The sequence below is a fragment of the Kribbella sp. NPDC048837 genome (assembly GCF_055586945.1).
The window spans coordinates 286,046-305,793 of record NZ_JBVJHF010000003.1; the positions used below are offsets into that span (position 1 = coordinate 286,046).

General features: G+C 70.8%; 19 protein-coding genes. 3 read left to right on the forward strand and 16 right to left on the reverse strand.

Annotated elements, in window-relative coordinates:
- Position 1: 1 nt before the first annotated feature.
- From ACZ6O0_RS16980 to ACZ6O0_RS17030, 11 genes are all read right to left on the reverse strand, one after another.
- Positions 2-646 (reverse strand): hypothetical protein, encoded by a 645-nt coding sequence (locus tag ACZ6O0_RS16980; RefSeq protein WP_465765846.1) that lies wholly within the window; start codon positions 644-646, stop codon positions 2-4.
- Positions 647-666: 20 nt separating this feature from the next.
- Positions 667-1,410, reverse strand: a complete 744-nt coding sequence (locus tag ACZ6O0_RS16985) for a TadE/TadG family type IV pilus assembly protein (protein WP_465765847.1) — start codon at positions 1,408-1,410, stop codon at positions 667-669.
- Positions 1,400-1,861 (reverse strand): TadE/TadG family type IV pilus assembly protein, encoded by a 462-nt coding sequence (locus tag ACZ6O0_RS16990; RefSeq protein WP_465765848.1) that lies wholly within the window; start codon positions 1,859-1,861, stop codon positions 1,400-1,402. Before ACZ6O0_RS16990 ends, ACZ6O0_RS16985 begins: the two co-directional genes overlap by 11 nt.
- Positions 1,862-1,869: 8 nt before the next feature.
- Positions 1,870-2,370 carry a TadE family protein gene (locus tag ACZ6O0_RS16995; protein WP_465765849.1) on the reverse strand — a complete coding sequence of 167 codons (501 nt, stop codon included), beginning with the start codon at positions 2,368-2,370 and terminating at the stop codon, positions 1,870-1,872.
- Positions 2,371-2,381: 11 nt separating this feature from the next.
- Positions 2,382-2,600: a hypothetical protein gene (locus tag ACZ6O0_RS17000; protein WP_360372068.1), complete on the reverse strand. Its 219-nt coding sequence runs from the start codon at positions 2,598-2,600 to the stop codon at positions 2,382-2,384.
- A gap of 100 nt (positions 2,601-2,700) precedes the next feature.
- Positions 2,701-3,621, reverse strand: coding sequence for a type II secretion system F family protein (locus tag ACZ6O0_RS17005; protein WP_465765850.1), 921 nt, complete (start codon positions 3,619-3,621; stop codon positions 2,701-2,703).
- Positions 3,618-4,517 (reverse strand): type II secretion system F family protein, encoded by a 900-nt coding sequence (locus ACZ6O0_RS17010; RefSeq protein ID WP_465765851.1) that lies wholly within the window; start codon positions 4,515-4,517, stop codon positions 3,618-3,620. Before ACZ6O0_RS17010 ends, ACZ6O0_RS17005 begins: the two co-directional genes overlap by 4 nt.
- Before the next feature lie 4 nt (positions 4,518-4,521).
- Positions 4,522-5,832, reverse strand: a complete 1,311-nt coding sequence (locus tag ACZ6O0_RS17015) for a CpaF family protein (RefSeq protein ID WP_465765852.1) — start codon at positions 5,830-5,832, stop codon at positions 4,522-4,524.
- Complete coding sequence (locus ACZ6O0_RS17020; protein WP_465765853.1) at positions 5,829-6,632, reverse strand: hypothetical protein; 804 nt, start codon at positions 6,630-6,632, stop codon at positions 5,829-5,831. The genes ACZ6O0_RS17015 and ACZ6O0_RS17020 overlap by 4 nt, the downstream gene beginning before the upstream one ends.
- Positions 6,632-7,372: a hypothetical protein gene (locus ACZ6O0_RS17025; RefSeq protein WP_465765854.1), complete on the reverse strand. Its 741-nt coding sequence runs from the start codon at positions 7,370-7,372 to the stop codon at positions 6,632-6,634. Before ACZ6O0_RS17025 ends, ACZ6O0_RS17020 begins: the two co-directional genes overlap by 1 nt.
- Positions 7,373-7,424: 52 nt before the next feature.
- Positions 7,425-7,886, reverse strand: a complete 462-nt coding sequence (locus tag ACZ6O0_RS17030) for a hypothetical protein (protein ID WP_465765855.1) — start codon at positions 7,884-7,886, stop codon at positions 7,425-7,427.
- A 170-nt stretch (positions 7,887-8,056) separates the two neighbouring features.
- On the opposite strand from ACZ6O0_RS17030, the gene ACZ6O0_RS17035 reads away from it, so the two are divergent.
- Genes ACZ6O0_RS17035 through ACZ6O0_RS17045 form a run of 3 tightly spaced genes read left to right on the forward strand, consistent with a single transcriptional unit; the run spans position 8,057 to position 16,274 of the window.
- Positions 8,057-15,145, forward strand: a complete 7,089-nt coding sequence (locus tag ACZ6O0_RS17035) for a hypothetical protein (protein WP_465765856.1) — start codon at positions 8,057-8,059, stop codon at positions 15,143-15,145.
- A 4-nt stretch (positions 15,146-15,149) separates the two neighbouring features.
- Positions 15,150-15,713 (forward strand): hypothetical protein, encoded by a 564-nt coding sequence (locus ACZ6O0_RS17040; RefSeq protein WP_465765857.1) that lies wholly within the window; start codon positions 15,150-15,152, stop codon positions 15,711-15,713.
- 3 nt (positions 15,714-15,716) lie between these two features.
- Positions 15,717-16,274 carry a hypothetical protein gene (locus ACZ6O0_RS17045; protein WP_465765858.1) on the forward strand — a complete coding sequence of 186 codons (558 nt, stop codon included), beginning with the start codon at positions 15,717-15,719 and terminating at the stop codon, positions 16,272-16,274.
- On the opposite strand, the gene ACZ6O0_RS17050 is transcribed toward ACZ6O0_RS17045, so the two are convergent.
- From ACZ6O0_RS17050 to sufC, 5 genes are read right to left on the reverse strand one after another with little or no spacing between them, the layout of a single operon-like run.
- Positions 16,256-16,879 (reverse strand): acVLRF1 family peptidyl-tRNA hydrolase, encoded by a 624-nt coding sequence (locus tag ACZ6O0_RS17050; protein ID WP_465765859.1) that lies wholly within the window; start codon positions 16,877-16,879, stop codon positions 16,256-16,258. The two genes, ACZ6O0_RS17045 and ACZ6O0_RS17050, sit on opposite strands and share 19 nt — an antisense overlap.
- Positions 16,876-17,262: a metal-sulfur cluster assembly factor gene (locus ACZ6O0_RS17055; protein WP_328521293.1), complete on the reverse strand. Its 387-nt coding sequence runs from the start codon at positions 17,260-17,262 to the stop codon at positions 16,876-16,878. Before ACZ6O0_RS17055 ends, ACZ6O0_RS17050 begins: the two co-directional genes overlap by 4 nt.
- Positions 17,255-17,713: a Fe-S cluster assembly sulfur transfer protein SufU gene (gene sufU, locus ACZ6O0_RS17060; protein ID WP_465765860.1), complete on the reverse strand. Its 459-nt coding sequence runs from the start codon at positions 17,711-17,713 to the stop codon at positions 17,255-17,257. Before sufU ends, ACZ6O0_RS17055 begins: the two co-directional genes overlap by 8 nt.
- Position 17,714: 1 nt before the next feature.
- Positions 17,715-18,971, reverse strand: a complete 1,257-nt coding sequence (locus tag ACZ6O0_RS17065) for a cysteine desulfurase (RefSeq protein WP_465765861.1) — start codon at positions 18,969-18,971, stop codon at positions 17,715-17,717.
- On the reverse strand, positions 18,968-19,729 hold the full coding sequence (gene sufC, locus ACZ6O0_RS17070; protein WP_360372026.1) for a Fe-S cluster assembly ATPase SufC: 762 nt from the start codon (positions 19,727-19,729) through the stop codon (positions 18,968-18,970). The genes ACZ6O0_RS17065 and sufC overlap by 4 nt, the downstream gene beginning before the upstream one ends.
- Positions 19,730-19,748 lie beyond the last annotated feature (19 nt).

Sequence of the window (19,748 nt, forward strand, 5' to 3'; positions counted from 1 at the left end):
TCTAAGCCGGATAGTGCACCCGTGAGCAGTTCACGCCGGTCGTCGGTGCCAGCCGGTACGGCAGCCAGCCGATGCCGGTCTTGATCATCTCGATCACCTCGGGCGAGCCCTTCGGCGCTACCACGGTCCACTTCTTCGCCTTCGGGTCCCAGTACTCCGTGGTCTGTGAGCGGCACGTCTTCACCCGGACAGTGCCGTCCGGCTGATTCTGTACGCCGACGACGACCACGCTGCCCGGCGGGCGCATCACCCATCCGTTGCGCTTGGCATCCACAATCCCCTCGGACACGTCGGCGTAGAAGAACGACGGGAACCGCTTCTTCAGCACCGTGTCGTCCTTCGACACCAGTGCCTGGAAGTACAGCGGGTAGCTGCTCACGAGGCCTTGGACGGCGTCATTGGACTCGAAGTTCCCTGCCTTGATGATGATTTGTGACTTGGGTTGCGCGGTGGGTTCGGCCGTCGTGGCCGGCTTCGAGGTCTCGCTGGTGGACGGCGTGCTGGAGGACGGTGTGCTGGAGGTTGTCGTGCTGGAGTCGCCGCCGGCCGGCACCGGTAGGCCGCCGTCGGTGGAGTCCTTGCCGCCGCAGGAGGACAGGAGGAGGACGCCGGCCAGTGCCGCGGCGGGGAGAGCGAACCTACGCACGGATGACATTCCTTCGGTCTCTAGCGGCTGGGCGGGGTGGAGGTGGGCGGCGTGACCGGCGGGCTCCCGGGTGGCGTCGACGACGGGTCCGGTGTCGGGGTCACGGTCGGCGAGCAGGTGGCCGGGAACGGGAACGGCGTCAGCGTCCAGACCGGGGTGGGCGAGCCGATGGTCCAGGTCGGGCACGGGAGGTCGATGGTCGGCGGCATCGCCGTACCGGTCGGCGCGCCGGGGCCGTCGGTGGTCGGGTTCACCACGATCGGCGGGATGGTGGGGCTGTCGTCGGCCTTGTTGATGCCTTGTTCGGGGTGGGCTTGCCCGGTGCCGGAGGCTTTCAGGGATTGTTTGCCGATCAGGCCGAGGAACGTGGTCTTGTTGGCGATCGAGACCGAGATGTCGACCTCTTTCTCGGTCAGCGTGGTGGGCGCGCAGGCCGTGACGGCCGGGTCGTTGGACACGACCTGGGCGCAGAAGGCGGCGATCGCGGTCGCGGCCTTGGCGGTGTCGATCTTGGCCTCGGCACTGTTCAGCTGGATGGCGGCCGCGCCGACCCGGGCCGCCTCCTGGGCGTACCCGACCGCGCGGGAGCGGGCGCCGAGCTGGCGGCCGCCGTCGATCACCAGGCCGGCCAGGGTGAAGATCATCACCGCGAGGATCGCCACCGCGGGGCTGAGCGCGCCGCGGCCGGGAACGAGCCGATGATTGCCGGGGGCATCGATCCGGAAGAACTCGACGAGCCGGGACCGGTGCTGTTCAGGAGCCATCGCGGACTCCCCGGTACGGGTCGAGGGACGAGGTGAACCGCTTGGTGATCGTGGTGTCGCCGCCGAGACCGAGCAGGCCCAGGTCGCGGTAGTTGATCGTGCAGGTGACCTCGACGGACAGCGGCGTACCGGCGACGAACGCCGTGGTGATGGTCCCGGAGGCCGTTTCCTGGCAGGACTTGACCGCCTGGCTCATCGTGTTCGTGACCGCCTCGTCGACCCGGCCCTGCGCCTCGGCCAGCGACCGCGACTGGCTGGCCGAGCGGGCGCCGTCGCGGGCCGCGCTCTCCAGCAGCGAGGACGTCTGGAAGTAGCGGCCGCAGGCGAGCAGGAACATGAACAGCACCAGCAGCACCGGCGCGAGGATCGCCAGCTCGAGCGCCAGCGCGCCGCGCTCGCGCCGCCGCGGACGTCGCGCGACGGTGCGACGGATCCCCAGTCTCCGCGTCATCTCCCGGCTCACTTGTCGTCGGCCTCGAACTGCTCGATCGGTCCGGTGGCGGTGCGGCTCACCTTCAGCGTCAGGCCGGGGACGAGCGAGACCGTTTCACCGGTGACCGTGAAGGAGACCATGCCTTCGGGGTTGTTGTACGACGGCGGCGGGACGCTGGCGTGCTGCAGCGACGTGCCGCCGACCTGCTGCGCGTACGACTCGATGTCGGCGCGGACCTTCTCCCCCACCGCCTCGGTGTAGACCGGCGGCTGGACCAGCCGCAGCCGGGAGACGCCTTCCTGCGCGGCGTTCAGCGCCACCGACCGCCCGTACAACCAGAGCGCGGTCTGGATCGACATGAAGATCAGCGCCAGGATCGCCGGCGCGAGGATGGCCAGCTCGAGCGAGCTGACACCGCGCTCCGACCGCCGTCTTCGATGCCGACCGCAACCACGACGGACGCCGCACCGGCGCGCGCGCAGCGGCGACGGTACGGCGTCAGCGGGAGAGCCGGGGCGGACAGGCATGACGGTATCGGTCAGCCTTCGCCGATCTCGCCGGTGCGCTTGTCGATGACGCGCTTCACGACCACGCCGATCGCCAGCGCGGCGGCGACCAGGATCGCCGAGATGATGGCCCATTCCAGGGCGGAGGCGCCGAGCTGGGTCCGGCCCTGGCGTGCCCGGGCTCGTTGCGCGTGCGCCCGCGCCACCGCGTAGCTTGCCATCGCGCGCCAGAACTGCAGTTCCGAGTTCATCCGAGTGCCTTCCGATTCGTGAGGCCGAAGCAGGCCTCAGTATGCCCTCTACGACGGACAACTTCGTGCGTTGGATCCATTGCCCTGATCACGGTCCGGCCTAACTTCCGAGGATCGCGATGGCCGCCGGGAACGCCAGGAACAGGAAGAACGCGGCGATCATCACGAGCTGCGCGACCAGCATCGACTGCGACCGCTCCCCCGCCTTCCCTTCCACGTCGGCCAGTTCCTTGCGCCGCAGCGACGCCGCCCGGGCCAGCAGCGAGGCCCGGATCTTCGCACCCTCGTCGCCGGCCAGCGCCAGCGCGGACGCCAGGTCACGCAGCTCCTCGACGCCGAGGTCCTCGCCGAGCCGGGCCATCGCGTCCCACGGCGTGATGCCGATCAGCCGCGCGTTCGCCAGTGCCTGCCGGATCCGCGCCATCGCCCAGTGGTCGCCGATGGTGGACGCGGTCATCAGCGCCTCGGGCAGACCACGGCCGCCGGCCAGGTTCATCGCGACCAGGTCGAGGAAGCTGCCGACCACGTGCCGGAAGTCGCGCCGCCGCTTCTCCGCCTCCTGCCGCAACGCCAGGTCGGGCAGGAAGAACGCCAGTGTCATCGCGGCCAGGGTGACGATCGCCGGGCTGGCGCCGGGCGCGCTGAGGCCGAGCATTCCGAACAGGAACAGCACGATCGGGATGAAGATCATCGCGCCGAGGGCGAAGAACACCTTGGTCGCGAGCATCGCGGCGAACGGCTGGTTCATCACCGCGAGGTCGCGGCGCAGCTTGCCGAACGCCCAGCCCCGGGCGTTCGCCTCCAGCTCGAGCCGGCGGCCGAGCGACTCCCGGGCCCGGTCCACGCCGCCGAGCACGCGCTCGCCGGCCGCGCTCGTGGTAGCGCCGCTGGTGTACCCGCCGCGGCCGGCGTCGATCCGGGCGATGGTGGACAGCACGTTGGCCTGCGGCTTGATGAACATCCGGACCAGCAGGTACGCGCCGAGGCCGACGAGACCGCCGGTGATGAACGCCCACGTCATCGGTCCACCACCTCCATCCGCTCCTCGCCGATCCGCGGGGCCCGCCCGGCGCTGGTGATCAGGAACCGCTCGGGCACCTCGATCTTCGCCAGCCGGCGCAGCCAGATCAGGCCGAGCGCGTACAGCGCGATCACGACCGCCAGCACCACCTGGCCGACGAAGCTCGTGTACGGCTGCATGTACGTCGGGTTGAACAGCACCAGCCCGGCTGCCATCACCAGCGTGATCGCGACGACCACCTGCACACTGCGCCGGGTCGACCGGCGCTCGGCCGCGACCTTCCGCCGTACGTCGAGCTCCTCGCGGGCCGAGTCCGCCAGGGCGCTGAGCACCTCGCGCAGACCGGGCCCGCGCAGCCGGGCGTTCAGCACCAGGGCCGCGACGATCAGGTCGGCCGACGGGTCGTCCAGGTCGTCGGCGAACCGCATCAATGCCGATGGCAACGGTTCACGGATCCGCAGCCGGTCGACCAGCAGGTTCAGGCCGGGCTTGATCGCCGGGGCCGCGTTCACCGCGGTCGCCGGGATCGCCTGCTCCAGACCGACCGCGCCGGCGATGGTGTCGCGCAGCGCCTCGGTCCAGGTCGCCAGTGCGTCCAGCCGCTCGATCGCCCGGCGTTCCTCACCGGTGCCGCCGAAGAAGCGGTCGGCCAGCGCCGCCAGGAACCCGAGGGCGACGGCGAGCACGAGCCAGCGGGTCACCACCAGCACGAGCAGGCCGACGCCGATGCCGACGCCGATCCGGATCAGGTTCTTCCGGGCGTCGGCGTTGTTGCGCTGGAACAGCGACGGCGTCTCGTCCCGCGGCTCGGTGCCCCGGATCGCGACGATCAGCAGCAGTACGGCGCCGCCGACGACCGCTCCGCAGAGCAGGGCGAGCAGGGTCCGGTCGTTCATCGCCTCACGCCCACGTTCCGTGCACGAGCGGCTGGTACCCGAAGTGCTCGAGCTCGTCCATGCAGGCGATCGGCGCGTGCGCCGCGGCCCGGCCGTCCGGACCGAGAGCGAACACCTCGCCGGACAGCACCCGGCCATCCCACCCGGTGACCTCGCGGATGCTCTCGACGTACCGGCTCAGGCCGCCGCCGTGCTGGTAGTCGTTGTGCTTGCGGACGAACACGACGAAGTCGAGCGCACCGGCGATCAGCATCTGGGTGGCATCCATCGGCAGCCGCTCCATCGCCTGGATCGCGTAGGTGCTGATCCGGTTGAACACCTCCATCGAGCTGTTCGAGTGGATCGTCGACAGCGAGCCGTCGTTGCCCTGGCTCATCGCGTTCAGCATCGTGACGATCTCGTCGCCCAGCACCTCGCCGACGATCACCCGCGAGGGGTTCATCCGCAGTGAGCGGCGGACCAGGTCGGCCATGCTGACCATGCCGACGCCTTCGGAGTTCGGCAGCCGCTCCTCGAACGCGACCACGTTCGGGTGCAGGTCCTTGAACTCGCCGAGGCCGAGCTCGAGCGACCGTTCGACCGTGATCAGGCGTTCGCTCGGGCCGATCTCGTTCGCCAGCGCGCGCAGCAGGGTGGTCTTCCCGGAGTTCGTCGCCCCCGCGATCATGATGTTCTTCCGGGCCGCGACCGCCGCCCGCAGGAACGAGCCGACGTCCTCCGACATGGTGCCGTTGGCAACCAGGTCGCTGAGGAAGACCCGGCCGAGCCGGGCCCGCCGGATGGACACCGCGGGACGGGACGTGACGCCCATGACCGCGGACAGCCGGGAGCCGTCCGGCAGCCGCAGGTCCAGCTGCGGGTTGGCGGAGTCGAACGGCCGGCTGGTCAGGCCGGCGTGGGCGGCCAGCACCTGGATCAGCTCGACCAGTTCCTCGTCGCTCTCGGCGACCGGGCCCGGGGTCTCCTCGCGGCCGTCGCCGTACTGGACGAAGACCTGGTCGCAGCCGTTGATGTCGATGTTCTCGACCTCGGGGTCGTCGATCAGCGGCTGCAGCCGGCCGACACCGAACAGCGCCGAGTGGATCGCGCCGGCGATCTGCGCGTCGTCGTCCGGGGTCGGCGGCGTACGGCCCTCGGCCAGCTCGTAGCGGGCGTGGTCCTCGAGCACCTGGACGATCAGCGACCGCGCGTACTCGCGCTCGTCCTCGGCGCTCATCGGGGGTACGCCGTTCACCTGGTCGCGGCGGCGTTGTTCGTTCAGCCGCTCCGCGACCTGCACCCGCAGCTTGCGGACCAGCTCCTGGTCAGCGCTCATCGCCGCTCCCCCGGCGGCGGGAACGCGGCGTTGGCCATGTCGAAGTCCTGCGGTGCGGGTGCCGCGACGATGGCGGCCATCTCCGCGGTGATGTCGGACGCCGTCCGGATCAGCGAAGTCTTGTCGAGCCGGCCGTGACCGCGTCCGTCGAAGAACGCGGCACCGACCGGGTCGTACGCCAGATGCCACCGGTGCCGCACCGGCACGGACATCGCGTCCAGCACGGTCCACACCTGCTTCACGCCCTCCCGGCGCTTCGGGTCGCCCACCACGACCACACCGAGCTGTGCGTCGACGTGGTGCACCAGTGAGGACAGTCGCTCCCGCAGGTGCGCGACCGACGAGCCGGTCGCTGTACACACGAGTACGACGAGGCGCGCGGACTGGATGACCGGGAGCTGCGGCGAGGACGCACCGATGCGCCCGCAGTCGGCCAGTACGTCGCCATGCTGCATCTGGTTGAACGAGATGCCGAGCGGATGCCACAGACCGCCCATGCCACCGATCTGCTCGGGCGCGCGGACTCCGAGCAGGACGTCGAGACCACCGTCGAGCTGCTGGCTGTGCGCGAGGATCACCTCGTCGCCCAGGCCCTTACGGCTGGCCGCGGCCAGGCTGACCAGGCCACGGTCGGAGTTGAGCGCCGCACCGCCCGGTGCCGTCATCCGGATGGCCACATCGCTGCCGGCCGGGTCGCACTCGGCCAGCAGCACCTGCCGTGGCCAGAGCGCGCCGAAGACGAGACTGGCGGTCGTCACCCCGGGCGAGCCCTTCGCGCTCGCCAGTGCCACCAGAGCCATCAATTGGTCCCGTCGTTGCGCGAGACCTCGGGCTTGGTGTCCGCCGAGAGCTTGACCAGCACCAGGGACTTGGCCGCGGCCGCGGCGGCCACCGCGGTCGCCTTGTCCGTCGGGACCAGCACCGTGACGTTCAGCGTGGTGCTGGCGCTCGTCTTCGGGTCGGCGATGGCGCCGGAGCTCGAGGTCACCTCGGCCGCACTGACCAGCGGGACCGCCGTCCCGGAGTCCTGGTTGGAGGTGGGCACCCGGACCACCCGGACGATGTCACCGACCTCGATGCCGTCCGACGGCGCGCGGCCCGCCTCCAGGCTGACGCCGACCAGCGCACCGTCGGCGGGGATCGGCTTGGCGCCGGCCTTGGTGAAGTTGGCCGGCGTGACGAACTGGTCCTTGTACAGCCAGGTCGTGGTGTAGCGGCCGATGTACTGGCTCGCCTGCGACCACGGGATCAGGCCGCCGGTCGCTCCGGCGAGGTCGCCGCGGGACAGGTCCTTGGCCTCCAGCCGATGGCCGGGCTCGAGGCTGTTGGCGGAGATCGCGACGAAGTCGGACCGGTTGCCGCTGTTGAGCGCGATCAGGGCCGAACCGGCCGCGCCGAGCAGGATCAGGATGACCGCCAAGGCGGCCAGAGCGGGGCGGCGCTCCCGGCTGCTGGGGAGGCGGTTCGATCCACCGCCCGCCGATCGGCCCGCTCCGCGGGCGCCTTGGGAGGGGGTTCGCGTGGAGGACGAGAGACTCACGCGCCTACCGTAGTGGCACCTAGGTGCCAACCGGCCCGCCAAGTCGGTGCCGTTACCGGCTCGCGACCCGGTCCCGTTCGGTCGTGGTCAGCAACTCGGTGAACGCGCCCGGTCCGCCGTACAACTGGTCTAGATAGCTGTACAGCCCCTGCAGTGCCCGGCCGAGCTCCCGCTGCCATCCGTCGGCTCCCTCCAGGTCGGTCGCGAGCTCACGTCCCTCGTCCAACGTGACAGCCGCGTTCACCGGCTGCACCAGCCGCTCACCGCGCGGATCCGGTACGACGCTCCGCCCGCGGACCCGGCGTACGACGTCGGACAGGGCGGACAGCTCCGGGCCGGTGAGCACCTGGTCGAACCCGATCCCGCCGTGCAGCTCGTCGAGGTAGTCGCACAGCGCGAGGAAGAGCTCGACGCCGTCGTACTCCGGGCCGTCGGTGGCCACGTGCCGCAGCTGCGCCACCATGCTCCGCGCCTCGGTGACGGTCCACTGCGAGGAACCCAGCCGGTCGTTCATGCGCCGAATCCTAGGTGGCCGGCAGGCGTAAATCGTTAACAGTTCGGGTGATCTGAGTTGCTGGCGAGTAACCGAAAGTTTGCTAAATTCCGGAACCAGACGTCTCGGTGACAACTGGTGAGCACCGAGGCACCCAACGGAGGGGGGTGGGTCGGCTGACGACACCCACGATGGCCGCCCCTGATCCTGCGGTCCGGGCCCGAACGGCCCTCGGAACCGCTCTCGGCATCGTCCACCCGACGGCCGTACCGCTGCGTGACGGACGCGTCTGGCTGACCAGCCGCGACGACGTCCTGCCGGCGTACGTCGTCCGGGCGCTGGAGACCCAGCTCAGCCGGCGTGCCGCGGATCAGGTGCACGACGACCGTCTGCTGGCCGAAGCTGTCGGAGTCCTCGGCGCGGAGATCGCCCGCGCCCGCGGGGATTCGCCCGCGGCCGGCGCCACCGCGGCCCTGGACCGTTACCTGCACGTCCGCGGCCTGGACCAGTCCCGTCGTGCCGAGGCCGAGGCGATGCTCCGCGTCGCCCTGCTCAGCGCCGCCGCGGACTCCCCCGAGGCGGCGGCCCGGCTGGAACGCCTGTCGGGTACGGCGAACCCGATCGCCACGTCCGCGGTGATCTCGGCCTCGCAGCAGATCAGCCGCGACGCCCACCTGCTCGGCGCGACCACTCCGGCCAGCCGGACCGGACGCCATCGGGCATCGGTCGGCGGCAGCCACCGTCGCGCGTCGAATCGTCAGACCCTGACTCGGGCAGTCCGCCGCACCGGCCTGGTGACCGGTGCCGGCGGCCGTCCGAGTCAGGATCCGGACCTCGACGGGCGCGCCGCGCTGACCGTCCTGTCGGCCATGACCCAGGACGACCTGGGTACGTCGCTCACCGCGAGGCCGGCCGTGGACGCGCAGGCCGAGCTGGCCGTGGTGCGGATGACGGCGAGCGACGTACCTCAGCATGTCCGGGTCGAGGTGCTGCCCACGATCGGCGGCCTGGTGGCGCAGGGCCGGCTCCGCTCGGGGACGGCGAACGACCCGCACGTGCTGCGAATCTCGCCCCGGCTCGCCGACCACCAGCTCCGGCACGTCTGGGCACATCAGCTCTCCCTGATGACGCAGCAGCTCGCGGCCGCACAGGCCGAGCGGCCGACCGGGATCCTCCGCCGGCTCCGGTCCACGTTCGGCCACGAGCGGAGCGACCGGCGCCTCCGGGCCGACAACGCCGCCTACCAGCTGCTCACGCAGGACTGGCGGCAGGCGCGGGCCGAGACGCTCGCCAACGGCCGGCCCAGCGGGCCGCGCAGCGTGGCCGAGCTGGAGCGGGACATCCAGGGCCTGGCGACGGCGATCGGACGCCGCAGCGGGACCGAGCCGACTCTCCCCTGGGCGCCGGAGGCGATCGCCACCGCCGACGCGACCGCTACCGGCCTCGCCGCCGCCCGCGCCGAAGCGGAGGCCACCCCGGCGCGGCACACCCCCGGCCACCTGCGCCAGCAGGTCGTCACCCAGATCGAGACGCTCGAAGCCGCGGTCGCGGATCTCGAGGGCAAGGCCAAGGCCAAGACGGCCACCGCCGTCGCGGCGCTCACCGAGGCCGGCAGCAACGAGCGCGACGCCGAGGCCGAGGACTCCGGGAAGGACCAGGGCGCGCCCGAGCGGGCCCGCACGCTGCGCGCCGCGGCCGTTGCCGCTAGCAACAAAGCACGCCGGCACACCGAGACCGCCGCGGCGTACGGCCAGGCGGCGACCGACGCGCGCAACGCGCTGGCCGGGTACCAGGCGCTGCTCGGCGAGCTGGATGCGAACGGCACACAGACCCGGATCGCCGAGCTGGCCGGCCAGGCCGCCCGGCGAGTCAGGGTCTACGAAGGCAGCCTGGACCAGGCCATGCCGGTCAAGGACCTGCTGGAGACCGGCGTACCGACCGGTGAGGCGCTGACCGTTCCGGTCGACGACATCAACCGCATGCTCGCCAAGAACGGCAGCACGCGCCGGCTCACCACCGACGCCCCGATCCCGATGCCGGGCGCCGAGTACCGCCGGCTGATGTCACCCGACGGCATGGTGTTCACCGTCGGCGGCGATCCGGACGACGACGTCACCCGGGTCACCGAGGTCCGGCTGCGGATGAAGCCGCGTGATCTCACCGAGGTGATCGACCGCGACTACGACCTGGCCGAGCAGATGTCCGGCACCCTCGGCGAGGGCGGCCAGAGCATCGCGACCACCAGCACCCACTCGTCGAACACCACCGTCGGCGTCAACGTCCAGCCGTTCCTCGCGCTGGCCGCGCCCGGGACCGTCCTGCACGCCGCGTCCCAGGTGCTCTCGCCGCGCGGCGAGGTGTCCACCGGCCGCACGCTGGCCGAGACCGGTGGCTCGACCGCGCACCACCAGTCCGGCTGGGTCGACGACAACCGGGGCGAGTCCCTGCTGTACGAGTGGTCCGGCGAGTGGGAGATCGAGGTCCGCAACTCCCCCACCGAGCCCTGGTCCCCGGTCGAGACGCTGGACGCGGGCCGGCAGCTGACCTGGGTGTCGAGCGCCTACACGGTCAAGGCCGCGACCGAGACCGTCTCGCTCGCGGAGCTCGGCAGAGCCTCGGAGGTCACCACCGACTTCCCGCGGCACGCCGTGACCAGGATCAGCGGTCTGCACAGCATCGACGACCGGTTGGTCACCCAGACCCAGCAGCAGTGGGGCGGGATCGACCGCGTCACCTACGACCACATCAGTGGACTGATCACCGAGGACTCGCACCGGCTGCTCCGCGAGGCGGCCCGGCCCGGTGGCATCACCCGGCCGATCCCCTCCGGTGGCGAGTCGGAGTACGCACTCACCCTGGAAGTCGAGCCGATCTGGGCCGACGCCAAGCTGAGCGGCGAGGCGAGCTCCGAGATGTGGCAGGAAGAGGTCCTGGTCGACTTCGCCGGCGTCAACGCGGGCCAGGTCTTCGGCACCTCACTGACCGGTACGGCGTCAGTCGCCTACCCGGGCAAGCCGATCGCCGGCCAGCCCGTCCCCGGCTACATGCCGAGCCCCACGGCGCTGAGCGACGTCGGCAGCACGACGGCGGACATCTCGCCGAGCGTGTCCGTCGGTCGCAACGTCTCCCGCCAAGGTGGACAGAGCGTCAGCGCGACCTCGATCACCCCGTCGGTCCATCGCAACCAGGGCCCGACCCAGGGCGTCATCGTCGGGCTCAAGGTCAAGGCCACCCTGCGCAAGCTCAACGACCGTAAGGCCGAGCCGATCGTGGTCTCCGACCTCTGCGAGGCGCACCTGCGCGTCCCGGAGAACGACCTCCTGCGGGCCGGCGGTCGCGCGGACAAGAACGCCGTACGCCGTGAGCCCGATGACACGCTGCGGACCGATCAGGACGGGCGGGCGCTGCTGCGCGGCGATCCCGAACCCCCGATCGGCCGGCAGACCCTGCCGCCGTGGCACGGTCGCGGCCAGAACCAGCTGCGCGGCCCGGGCAAGGCATTGCCGCAACAACTCCGGGGAGCCGAAGAGGCCCAGCGTCAGGCGCTGCTCGAGCTGAGCAAGATGGGACTCGTTCCGCCGCTGGACTCCAACCTCCAGCCGCAGTGGGACAACCTGTCGAAGGATCCGCTCCGCCGGACCAGCCAGCTGCGCAACTACGACCGGATCCGCACGCAGATCACCGCGCCGCGGATCGAGGCCGGGATGAACCAGGCCTGCCAGGGCGGCCTGATCGTGGTGCTCGACGATCACCGCACCGGTCACACACCGCACTACCGGCCGTTCCGGTTGTCCGTCACCCAGGACTTCGACGACGTCGAGGGCCGCGGCACGACCGCGACGGAGAACATCGTCCGGCTCGGGATCAGCTCCCGGGCGACCGGGCGGTCGTCCGGCCGCTCGAAGTCGGTGCCGATCTCGGCCGGCGCCGGCGTCTCGAACGGTCCGGCCCAGGGCGTCCGCGGCTGGGCCGGCCGGCTCGGCGTCAAGCTCAGCCGCAACGCACTCGGCCGGAGCTTCAGCTGGTCCAACGGCCGGCGCGTCAACCGGGTCACGCTGAACGAGAGCACGGCACCGCTCGACCGGCTCCGGCAAGGCATCCGGATCACCTTCACCGAGGTCACCGACAACGACGACCCCGCGCCGCTGGCCGACGTCCGGGGAAGTTTCGACGTCGAGTACGACAGTGCGCTGACCCGCGCCGAGCCGCCGGTGTACGAAGCGCAGCCGAAGCCACCGCACGCCGAGGCCGTCCGTCAGGCGATCCCGGTCGCGGTGGACGCCGGCAACCCGGCGGACCGGATCTTCAAGGCCGTCAGCGCGATCCGTGCGGACTCCAGCGCGTTCCAGCAGCTGCACACGCTGCTCTCCCCGGACAGCCTGGTCGCCAACCGCGAGTGGATGAACGGCAGCTACGAGCTGCCGATGGCTGTCATTCCGGCACCGGCGAACCCGGCCCAGGCCCTCGAGGACCGGACCCTGCTGCCGCAGCAGCTCAAGATCGTGATCCGCGGTCAGGCCACCAGCCTCACGTACGCCGCGACCAGCGAGCAGAACACCGTCGACATCAACTTCACCATGACCGACGTCGGCTCCACGTCCGGTACGTCGGCCTCCGGTGGGGTCAGCCTCGACGGGGGCGCCGGGGTGGTCGGGGGCGACGGGTCGGGCTGGTCCGGCAGCGCCTCGCTCGGACGGACCGGCGGCAGGTCGCAGTCCACCACCAACGGCCAGACCTCGGGTGAGGAACGGCTGCTGGTCAACGTCGGCACGCACTACGAGTTCATCGAGCGGTACACGATGGTCGCGGACATCGTCCAGGACGGCCGCGTGATCCAGACCGTGCCGCTGGAGGACGCGCTCGCCCAGAAGGCGATGGCCGAGCGCCGTGCCCTGGACCTCTACAAGCAGCGGAAGCTCGACCTGCCGCTGCCGGTCGTGGCCGACGCCGCCGAGCGGTACCTGACCGGCAAGCTCGACCTCAGTCCGGAGACCGCGGTCGGCTTCGTCCGTCGCTACAAGCTGGAGAAGGCCGGCGTGACGACCGGTCTGGCCGCGACCCACACCGACGAACGGCTGACGGAGAAGATCCTGGCGCAGACCAGGGTGCCCGCTTCGCATGCCCCGACGCCGAGCGAGCGCTTGCGGACGGCGATGGACCGGGCCGAGGAGATCGCCGAGAAGCGCCGGGTCGTGCATCTGCCGGACGCCTACAACGGCAGCCTCGCGTCGAGCCAGATCGAGTCGATCACCCCCGAGGGCCGGCCGGACGAGCAGGTCGACCTGCTCGCCCTGATCAAGCCGCAGATCGAGGAGGTCGCGCCCGGCCTGCAGCAGGCCAGTCCCCTGCTGAGCGCCGCGCTGCAGGTCGATCTCAGCCCGGACAGCTACCAGGGCCACCTGGAGGACATGCTCGGCCCGCGCGGGTACATCGGCTCGATCGAGGTCCCGATCCAGGGCCGGGAGCAACCCGACGTCCTGCTGGTCCGGGTCCGGGCCCGCTACGAGGGTGACGTCACCATCGCCGGCGGCCCGGAGAACCCCGAGAACGGGACGCCGGAGATCCCCAAGGTCGATGCCGTCGGCATCAACCAGGGGTACGACTACAACCAGCGGGACCGGTCGACCGGCCACACCACGACGTACTCCGGGAGTGTCGAGGCCAAGGACACCAACGGTTCGGGCGAGGCGATGTCCGGCGGGGTCGGGACCGATCGGACCCGTCAGCACACCGCCGGCAGCGGCGAGCAGAACACCACGCTGGACCGGAGCGGACACTTCGACCTGGCCAAGGCCCACCGGAAGCTGGTCTTCACCACCGAGGTGGTCCGGCTGCACAACGCCGGTGCGGCGACGATGGCGAGCCTGCGCTGGAAGCTGGACCGGACCAACCCGGCCGACATCACCACCGCGGCCCAGCCCCGGCAGCTCCGCGCCGACATGACCGTGCTGGTCCCCCGGGACCTGATCACCGACGGCCCGGCCGCGGTGGTCCAGCAACCGGCCGAGCGCCTGCCCGAGCACCGTGCCTTCGTGCTCCCGGAGAGCGCGGTGGTCCAGGCGGTCGAGCCGAACGTCGACGGCGAGCCGGAGTCCGACCAGCTGCACGAGCAGTTGACCGCCCGACTCGAAGCTAAGTACGGCAGGGCCTTCGCGGCCGAGTTCCGGGCCGCGATCCACGAGCAGACGAAACCGACCGCGCTGAAGGCGAAGTTCGAGCGGCTGACCAGTGACCAGGGTCTGCGGATGGTGCCGATGGCGACCACCGGCAACGGCCGGACCACGGCGGTGGTGACGATCCACGCCGAACCGGTGGGCTTCCAGCTCGGCGACCCGGTGAAGGGGCAGGTCGGCAAGGTCCGGCGGCGGCAGGAGGCGGTCCGCGCCGGGGAGGCCGGGAACCACCTCGGCCCGGTGACCGCGACCGGCGGCTTCAATGCCGGGATCGGCTCGGTCAGCCACTCCATCGGCGAGCAGGTCAAGGAGCAGTCCTCCGATGGCGACGGCACCCGGCGGGAGACCAGCAAGTTCGAGGAGGGCGTGCTGGTCGCGGTCGACATCCCGGTCGCGTACCACGTCACCATCGACGAGACGACGGACAAGGGCCGCGGTACGCCGCAGGTCAAGGACACCACCTACCTGCCGAATGTGGCCGGCGCCGTCTACAAGGTGGAGATGCTCCAGCACGAGTTCCTCGAGCGGCTCCGGCAGATGGAGCAGGGCGCGTCGGTGGACGCCGTACTGGCCGGTGCGCGCCTGCAGGCCGTGCCGACCGAGCTGGGGAAGCCGGACCTCGAGGCGACGGAGTACGGGCCGGGCAAGTCGGGTCAGGAGTACCAGCCGTACCGTCCGCTGCTGAAGGCGCTCGCACAGGCCAAGAGCACCCAGACCGCGGTGGTGTTGTCCGTGCGGGAGACCGATGGGACCGAGCGGCTCTACCAAGCCTTCCCCAACGGGACGATGGCCGGTGTGAACGACGGTGGTTACGCGTCGGCCTTCGCCACGTTGCACCCCAGCATGGCGCTGATGGCGGAGGGACGGGTCGACCTGCGCAAGCTGTACAACACGTCGTCGCAGGAGGGCAGCTTCAGTGCCAAGGTGGCCGCCGAGCTCGAGAAGAGCGGCGTACCGACCAGTGTGCTCAAGGGCCTCGACTACGCCACCACCGCGCGCGAGTTCACGACCGCACCGAACCACGGTGCGCACCTGTCGGCGGGTGGCGCCGCGGCCGGGCGGACCATCGCACCCACCGGCCACGGGCCGTCGCTGTCGGGCCCGTAGCCGGATGATGGTGGAACGCATCGACGAGAGGGACGGAATGGCGTTCGCGGTAGCCCGCACGAGGGACGAAGCACAGCTGTACCTGGAACTGCATCCGTGCCCGGACTGCGGTTCGGCCGAGACGCCGTGGGAGCACGGCCTGATCGAGGTCGACGGCGAGCTCGCGGCCAGCTACGCCGGGATCTGCCCGGGCTGTGCGGCCGAACGCGAGTACCTGTTCGGTCTGCCGGCCCGGGAGACCCGGGTCGACGGCTGGCCGACGTTCGGCGGTCCGGAGCCGTCAGAGCTGCTGGATGCCGGACAGTGGATGGACGTTGCCGATCGCGCCGCCACCGAGGTCCCCGCGGATCCGGTCGAGGCGGGTAGGGTGCTGGCCGTCGCCCGGGCCGCCGTCGACGAGGTGGTCAAGTTCGTCCCAGCCGGGCAGGACGCCGTACCGGAGGACGAGTTCTGGACGCCCGAGGGCCGGGCGGTCCGGGACGCGGAGCCGGGGCGGTTCCGGCTGGACCGGCTGCTGGTGGCCCGCGACACCTACCGCGATCTGGTCCGAGAAACAGGAGCGAGATAACCGATGCTGACCGCAAGGACCCTGGCCGAGGCGCAGATCTACGTGAGCCTGATGACGGCTGCCGATCTGGAGGCGCCGGCCCAGCCCGCGCCGCTCGAGCCGGGGGGCAACCTGACCGAGGGCGCGGAGGCGTGGACGCTCGCATCGGCCGCGGGCGAGCTGACCATCCCGTACGCGTCCGAGGACGCCGCACGGACAGTCGGTGTGCGGTTCGGCCTGGGAGTCTCGCAACTGGTCGACGCCGCGCAGTGGGCCGTGGTGGCCGCGACGTTCGCCCGGCGCGCGCTCGAGGCCGACATGGCCTACACCGGCGGACCGGACCAGGATCGGGACACCGTCGAGCTCAACTGGGAGTTCGCGGCCGATGCCGTCGGCGAGGCGCTCAAGTTCCTGCCGGACGGCGCTGACGACGCGCCCGACACGGCGGTGTGGTCAGAGTTCGGCGCGCAGGCCCGGGCGCAGACTCCGCAACTGCTGACGCGCGCCAAGCTGACCGACGACCTGGAGTACTACCGGGGGACGCTCGCGGACTTCCGCGCGCTCTACGGCGAGTCTTCCTGAGTCAGGTCGATCCGGATCGCCCGGGCGTCGATACCGGCCTGCTCGAGGACCTTCTGCTTCGGATCGGGTACGCCGAGGAACGGCGGCCGCACGAGTCCGGTCAGGTCCTTCAACCGCGGGTCCTCGAGCACGGTGTCGACGGCCCGCCGGTCTCCCCCGCAGACGAGGACATCGAGCTTCGCCGCAGCGAGGATCCGTACGGCGACCTCGGTGGCGGCCGCGAACGCCTCGCGGGCCTGGTTGTCGCGCCGGCGGGCGTATCGCTGCTGCGACCAGCCGCCGGCCTTGGTCGTGCCCTGCACGTGGCGGGATCCGACCTTGGAGTCGAGAAGCTTGCCGCCGGCAAACACTCCGGCGCCGTAGCCGCCGCGCCGGACGAGCAGGACGCCGAGGCGCCGCTCGGTCAGCACGTGCGCGACGAGCCCCTCGCGGGACAACACCGCGAGGGGCTCGAAGGGCACCGTGACGACGGCAGTGGAACCGTCCTCGGCGGACACCGTGACGCTCGCCGGCGTCACGTCGTACTCGACGGCACCATGGCGTTCGCCGAAGCCGGTCAGCCACTTGTCCAGTCGCTCGGGGGCGACGGAGACGACTCGGCTCACACGTTGAAGCCGAGCGCCCGCAGCTGGTCGCGGCCGTCGTCGGTGATCTTCTCCGGACCCCACGGCGGCATCCAGACCCAGTTGATCCGGAAGTCGTTGACCAGGCCGTCGAGCGCCATCCGGGTCTGGTCCTCGATCACGTCGGTCAGCGGGCACGCCGCGGACGTCAGCGTCATGTCGATGATCGCCGTACTGGTGTCGTCGACAGTGATGCCGTAGATCAGGCCCAGGTCGACCACGTTGATGCCGAGCTCGGGGTCGACGACATCCTTGAGCGCCTCGGTGACGTCCTCTTCCTTGGCCGGGCTGGTGCCGGGCTGAGCGGCCGCCGCTTCCAGGTCGACCTCGGGCAGCTCGATCTTCTCGTCGGTCTGGTCAGGCATTGCTCACTCCTTCTTTCGCGGCCAGCGCCCGGGCGGTGGCGTCCCGCCAGGCCGACCAGCCCAGCAGCGCACACTTCACCCGGGCCGGGAACTGCGCGACGCCCGCGAACGCGACGCCGTCCTCCAGGACTTCCTCGTCCGGTTCGACATTCCCCCGGCCCTGCATCAGTTCGAGGAACTTCTCGTACGTCGCCATGCCCTCGGACACCGGCTTTCCGATCACCAGGTCCGACATCACCGACGTCGCCGCCTGGCTGATCGAGCAGCCGACGCTGTCGTGCGTGACGCCCTTCACGGTCTCGCCGTCGAGCTCGACCCGGAGCGTGACCTCGTCCCCGCAGGACGGGTTCACGTGGTGCACCTCCACGTCGTACGGATCCGCCAGCCCCGCGTGGTGCGGGCTGCGGTAGTGGTCCAGGATGATCTCCTGGTACAGGCTGTCCAGCTGCATATCAGTCCACCTTGAAGAACGAACGGACGAAGCCGAGTCCGTCGACGAGTGCGTCGATCTCCTCGGGCGTCGTGTACAGGTAGAAAGACGCTCTGGTCGACGATTGCATTCCGAACCGCTCGTGCACCGGCCGCGCGCAGTGGTGCCCGGCCCGGACCGCGATCCCGCGGGTGTCCAGCACGGTCGACACGTCGTGCGGGTGGACGCCCTCCAGCGCGAAGCTGATCGCGCCGCCGTGGTCCTTCGCGTCGGTCGGGCCGAGGATGCTCAGGCCCGGCACGGTCTTCAGGCCCTCGAGCGCGTACTCCACGATCGCGTGCTCGTGCGCCGCGATCTTGTCCATCCCGATCCCGGACAGGTAGTCGACGGCCGCACCGAGGCCGACGGCCTGCGCGATCGGCGGCGTACCGGCCTCGAACCGGGCCGGCGGCGGGGCGTACGTCGACCCCGTCATCCGCACGACCTCGATCATCTCTCCGCCGCCGAGGAACGGCGGCAGCGAGGCGAGCAGGTCGTACCGGCCCCAGAGCACGCCGATGCCGGTCGGCCCGACGACCTTGTGGCCGGTGAAGGCGAGCAGATCCACACCCAGCGTCGAGACGTCGACCGGGAACTGCGGCACCGCCTGCGACGCGTCCACCACCACGGTCGCGCCGACCGCGTGCGCCTTGGCGGCGATGTCGCTGATCGGGTTGATCGTGCCGAGCGCGTTCGACACCCACGTCAGCGCGACGACCTTGGTCCGCTCGGTGAGCAGCTCGTCGACGTTGCTGAGATCGAGCCGGCCGTCCTCGGTGACGCCGAACCACTTCAGCGTCGCGCCGGTCCGCTCGCAGGCGAGCTGCCACGGGACGATGTTGCTGTGGTGCTCCATCTCGGAGACCACCACGACATCGCCCGGCTTCAGCGACGCCCCGAGCGTGTGCGCGGCCAGGTTGAGCGCCTCGGAGGCGTTCTTGGTGAAGACGATCTCGTCCCGCGACGGCGCTCCGATGAAGGCCGCCACCTTGTCCCGGCCGCCCTCGTACGCCGCGGTCGCCTCGGCACCGAGCTGGTGCATCGCGCGGGCGACGTTCGCGTTGTGCTTGAGGTAGTGGTCCTCGATCGCCTGGACCACCTGGCGCGGCTTCTGCGAGGAGTTCGCCGAGTCCAGGTAGACCAGCGGGAAACCGCCCGCGAGCTCGCGGGACAGGATCGGGAAGTCCGCCCGGACCGACTGCAGGTCCAGGGGACTGCTGAACGTCCGGGCGTCGGTCACTTCGCGCCTGCCTTCAGGAACCGCTCGTAGCCGTTGGCCTCGAGCTCTTCGGCCAGCTCCGGACCGCCCTCTTCGGCCACCCGGCCGTCGACGAACACGTGCACGAAGTCCGGCTTGATGTAGCGCAGGATCCGCGTGTAGTGGGTGATCAGCAGGACGCCCTTGTCACCCTGCTCGGCGAACCGGTTCACGCCGGTGGAGACGACCTTCAGCGCGTCGATGTCGAGGCCGGAGTCGGTCTCGTCGAGGATCGCGATCTTCGGGTTCAGCAGCTCCAGCTGGACGATCTCGTGACGCTTCTTCTCACCGCCGGAGAAGCCCTCGTTCACGTTGCGGGTACCGAAGTCCGGGTCCATCTCGAGGTCACCGAGCGCCTTGTTGACGTCCTTGACCCAAGTGCGCAGCTTCGGCGCCTCGCCGTCGATCGCGGTCTTCGCGGTCCGCAGGAAGTTCGCCACCGACACGCCGGGCACCTCGACCGGGTACTGCATGGCCAGGAACAGGCCGGCCCGGGCGCGCTCGTCGACCTTCATGTCGAGCACGTTCTCGCCGTCCAGCGTCACCGTGCCGGAGGTGATGTTGTACTTCGGGTGGCCGGCGATCGAGTACGCCAGGGTGGACTTGCCGGAACCGTTCGGGCCCATGATCGCGTGCGTCTGGCCACCGCTGATGGTCAGGTTGACGCCGCGCAGGATCTGCTTCGGGCCGCTCTCGGTGTCGACAGACACGTGCAGGTCGCGGATCTCGAGTGTCGCCATGAGGTTCTTCTATCTCCGT

Excerpts from the sequence above, each read along its gene's own strand:
- ACZ6O0_RS17055 (WP_328521293.1), bottom strand. The coding sequence starts at position 17,262 with ATGCCTGACCAGACCGACGAGAAGATCGAGCTGCCCGAGGTCGACCTG.
- ACZ6O0_RS17010 (WP_465765851.1), bottom strand. The coding sequence starts at position 4,517 with ATGAACGACCGGACCCTGCTCGCCCTGCTCTGCGGAGCGGTCGTCGGC.
- ACZ6O0_RS16985 (WP_465765847.1), bottom strand. The coding sequence starts at position 1,410 with ATGGCTCCTGAACAGCACCGGTCCCGGCTCGTCGAGTTCTTCCGGATC.
- ACZ6O0_RS17015 (WP_465765852.1), bottom strand. The coding sequence starts at position 5,832 with ATGAGCGCTGACCAGGAGCTGGTCCGCAAGCTGCGGGTGCAGGTCGCG.
- ACZ6O0_RS17045 (WP_465765858.1), top strand. The coding sequence starts at position 15,717 with ATGCTGACCGCAAGGACCCTGGCCGAGGCGCAGATCTACGTGAGCCTG.
- ACZ6O0_RS16995 (WP_465765849.1), bottom strand. The coding sequence starts at position 2,370 with ATGCCTGTCCGCCCCGGCTCTCCCGCTGACGCCGTACCGTCGCCGCTG.
- ACZ6O0_RS16990 (WP_465765848.1), bottom strand. The coding sequence starts at position 1,861 with ATGACGCGGAGACTGGGGATCCGTCGCACCGTCGCGCGACGTCCGCGG.
- ACZ6O0_RS17020 (WP_465765853.1), bottom strand. The coding sequence starts at position 6,632 with ATGGCTCTGGTGGCACTGGCGAGCGCGAAGGGCTCGCCCGGGGTGACG.
- ACZ6O0_RS17035 (WP_465765856.1), top strand. The coding sequence starts at position 8,057 with ATGGCCGCCCCTGATCCTGCGGTCCGGGCCCGAACGGCCCTCGGAACC.
- ACZ6O0_RS17040 (WP_465765857.1), top strand. The coding sequence starts at position 15,150 with ATGATGGTGGAACGCATCGACGAGAGGGACGGAATGGCGTTCGCGGTA.
- sufU (WP_465765860.1), bottom strand. The coding sequence starts at position 17,713 with ATGCAGCTGGACAGCCTGTACCAGGAGATCATCCTGGACCACTACCGC.
- ACZ6O0_RS17005 (WP_465765850.1), bottom strand. The coding sequence starts at position 3,621 with ATGACGTGGGCGTTCATCACCGGCGGTCTCGTCGGCCTCGGCGCGTAC.
- sufC (WP_360372026.1), bottom strand. The coding sequence starts at position 19,729 with ATGGCGACACTCGAGATCCGCGACCTGCACGTGTCTGTCGACACCGAG.
- ACZ6O0_RS17000 (WP_360372068.1), bottom strand. The coding sequence starts at position 2,600 with ATGAACTCGGAACTGCAGTTCTGGCGCGCGATGGCAAGCTACGCGGTG.
- ACZ6O0_RS17030 (WP_465765855.1), bottom strand. The coding sequence starts at position 7,886 with ATGAACGACCGGCTGGGTTCCTCGCAGTGGACCGTCACCGAGGCGCGG.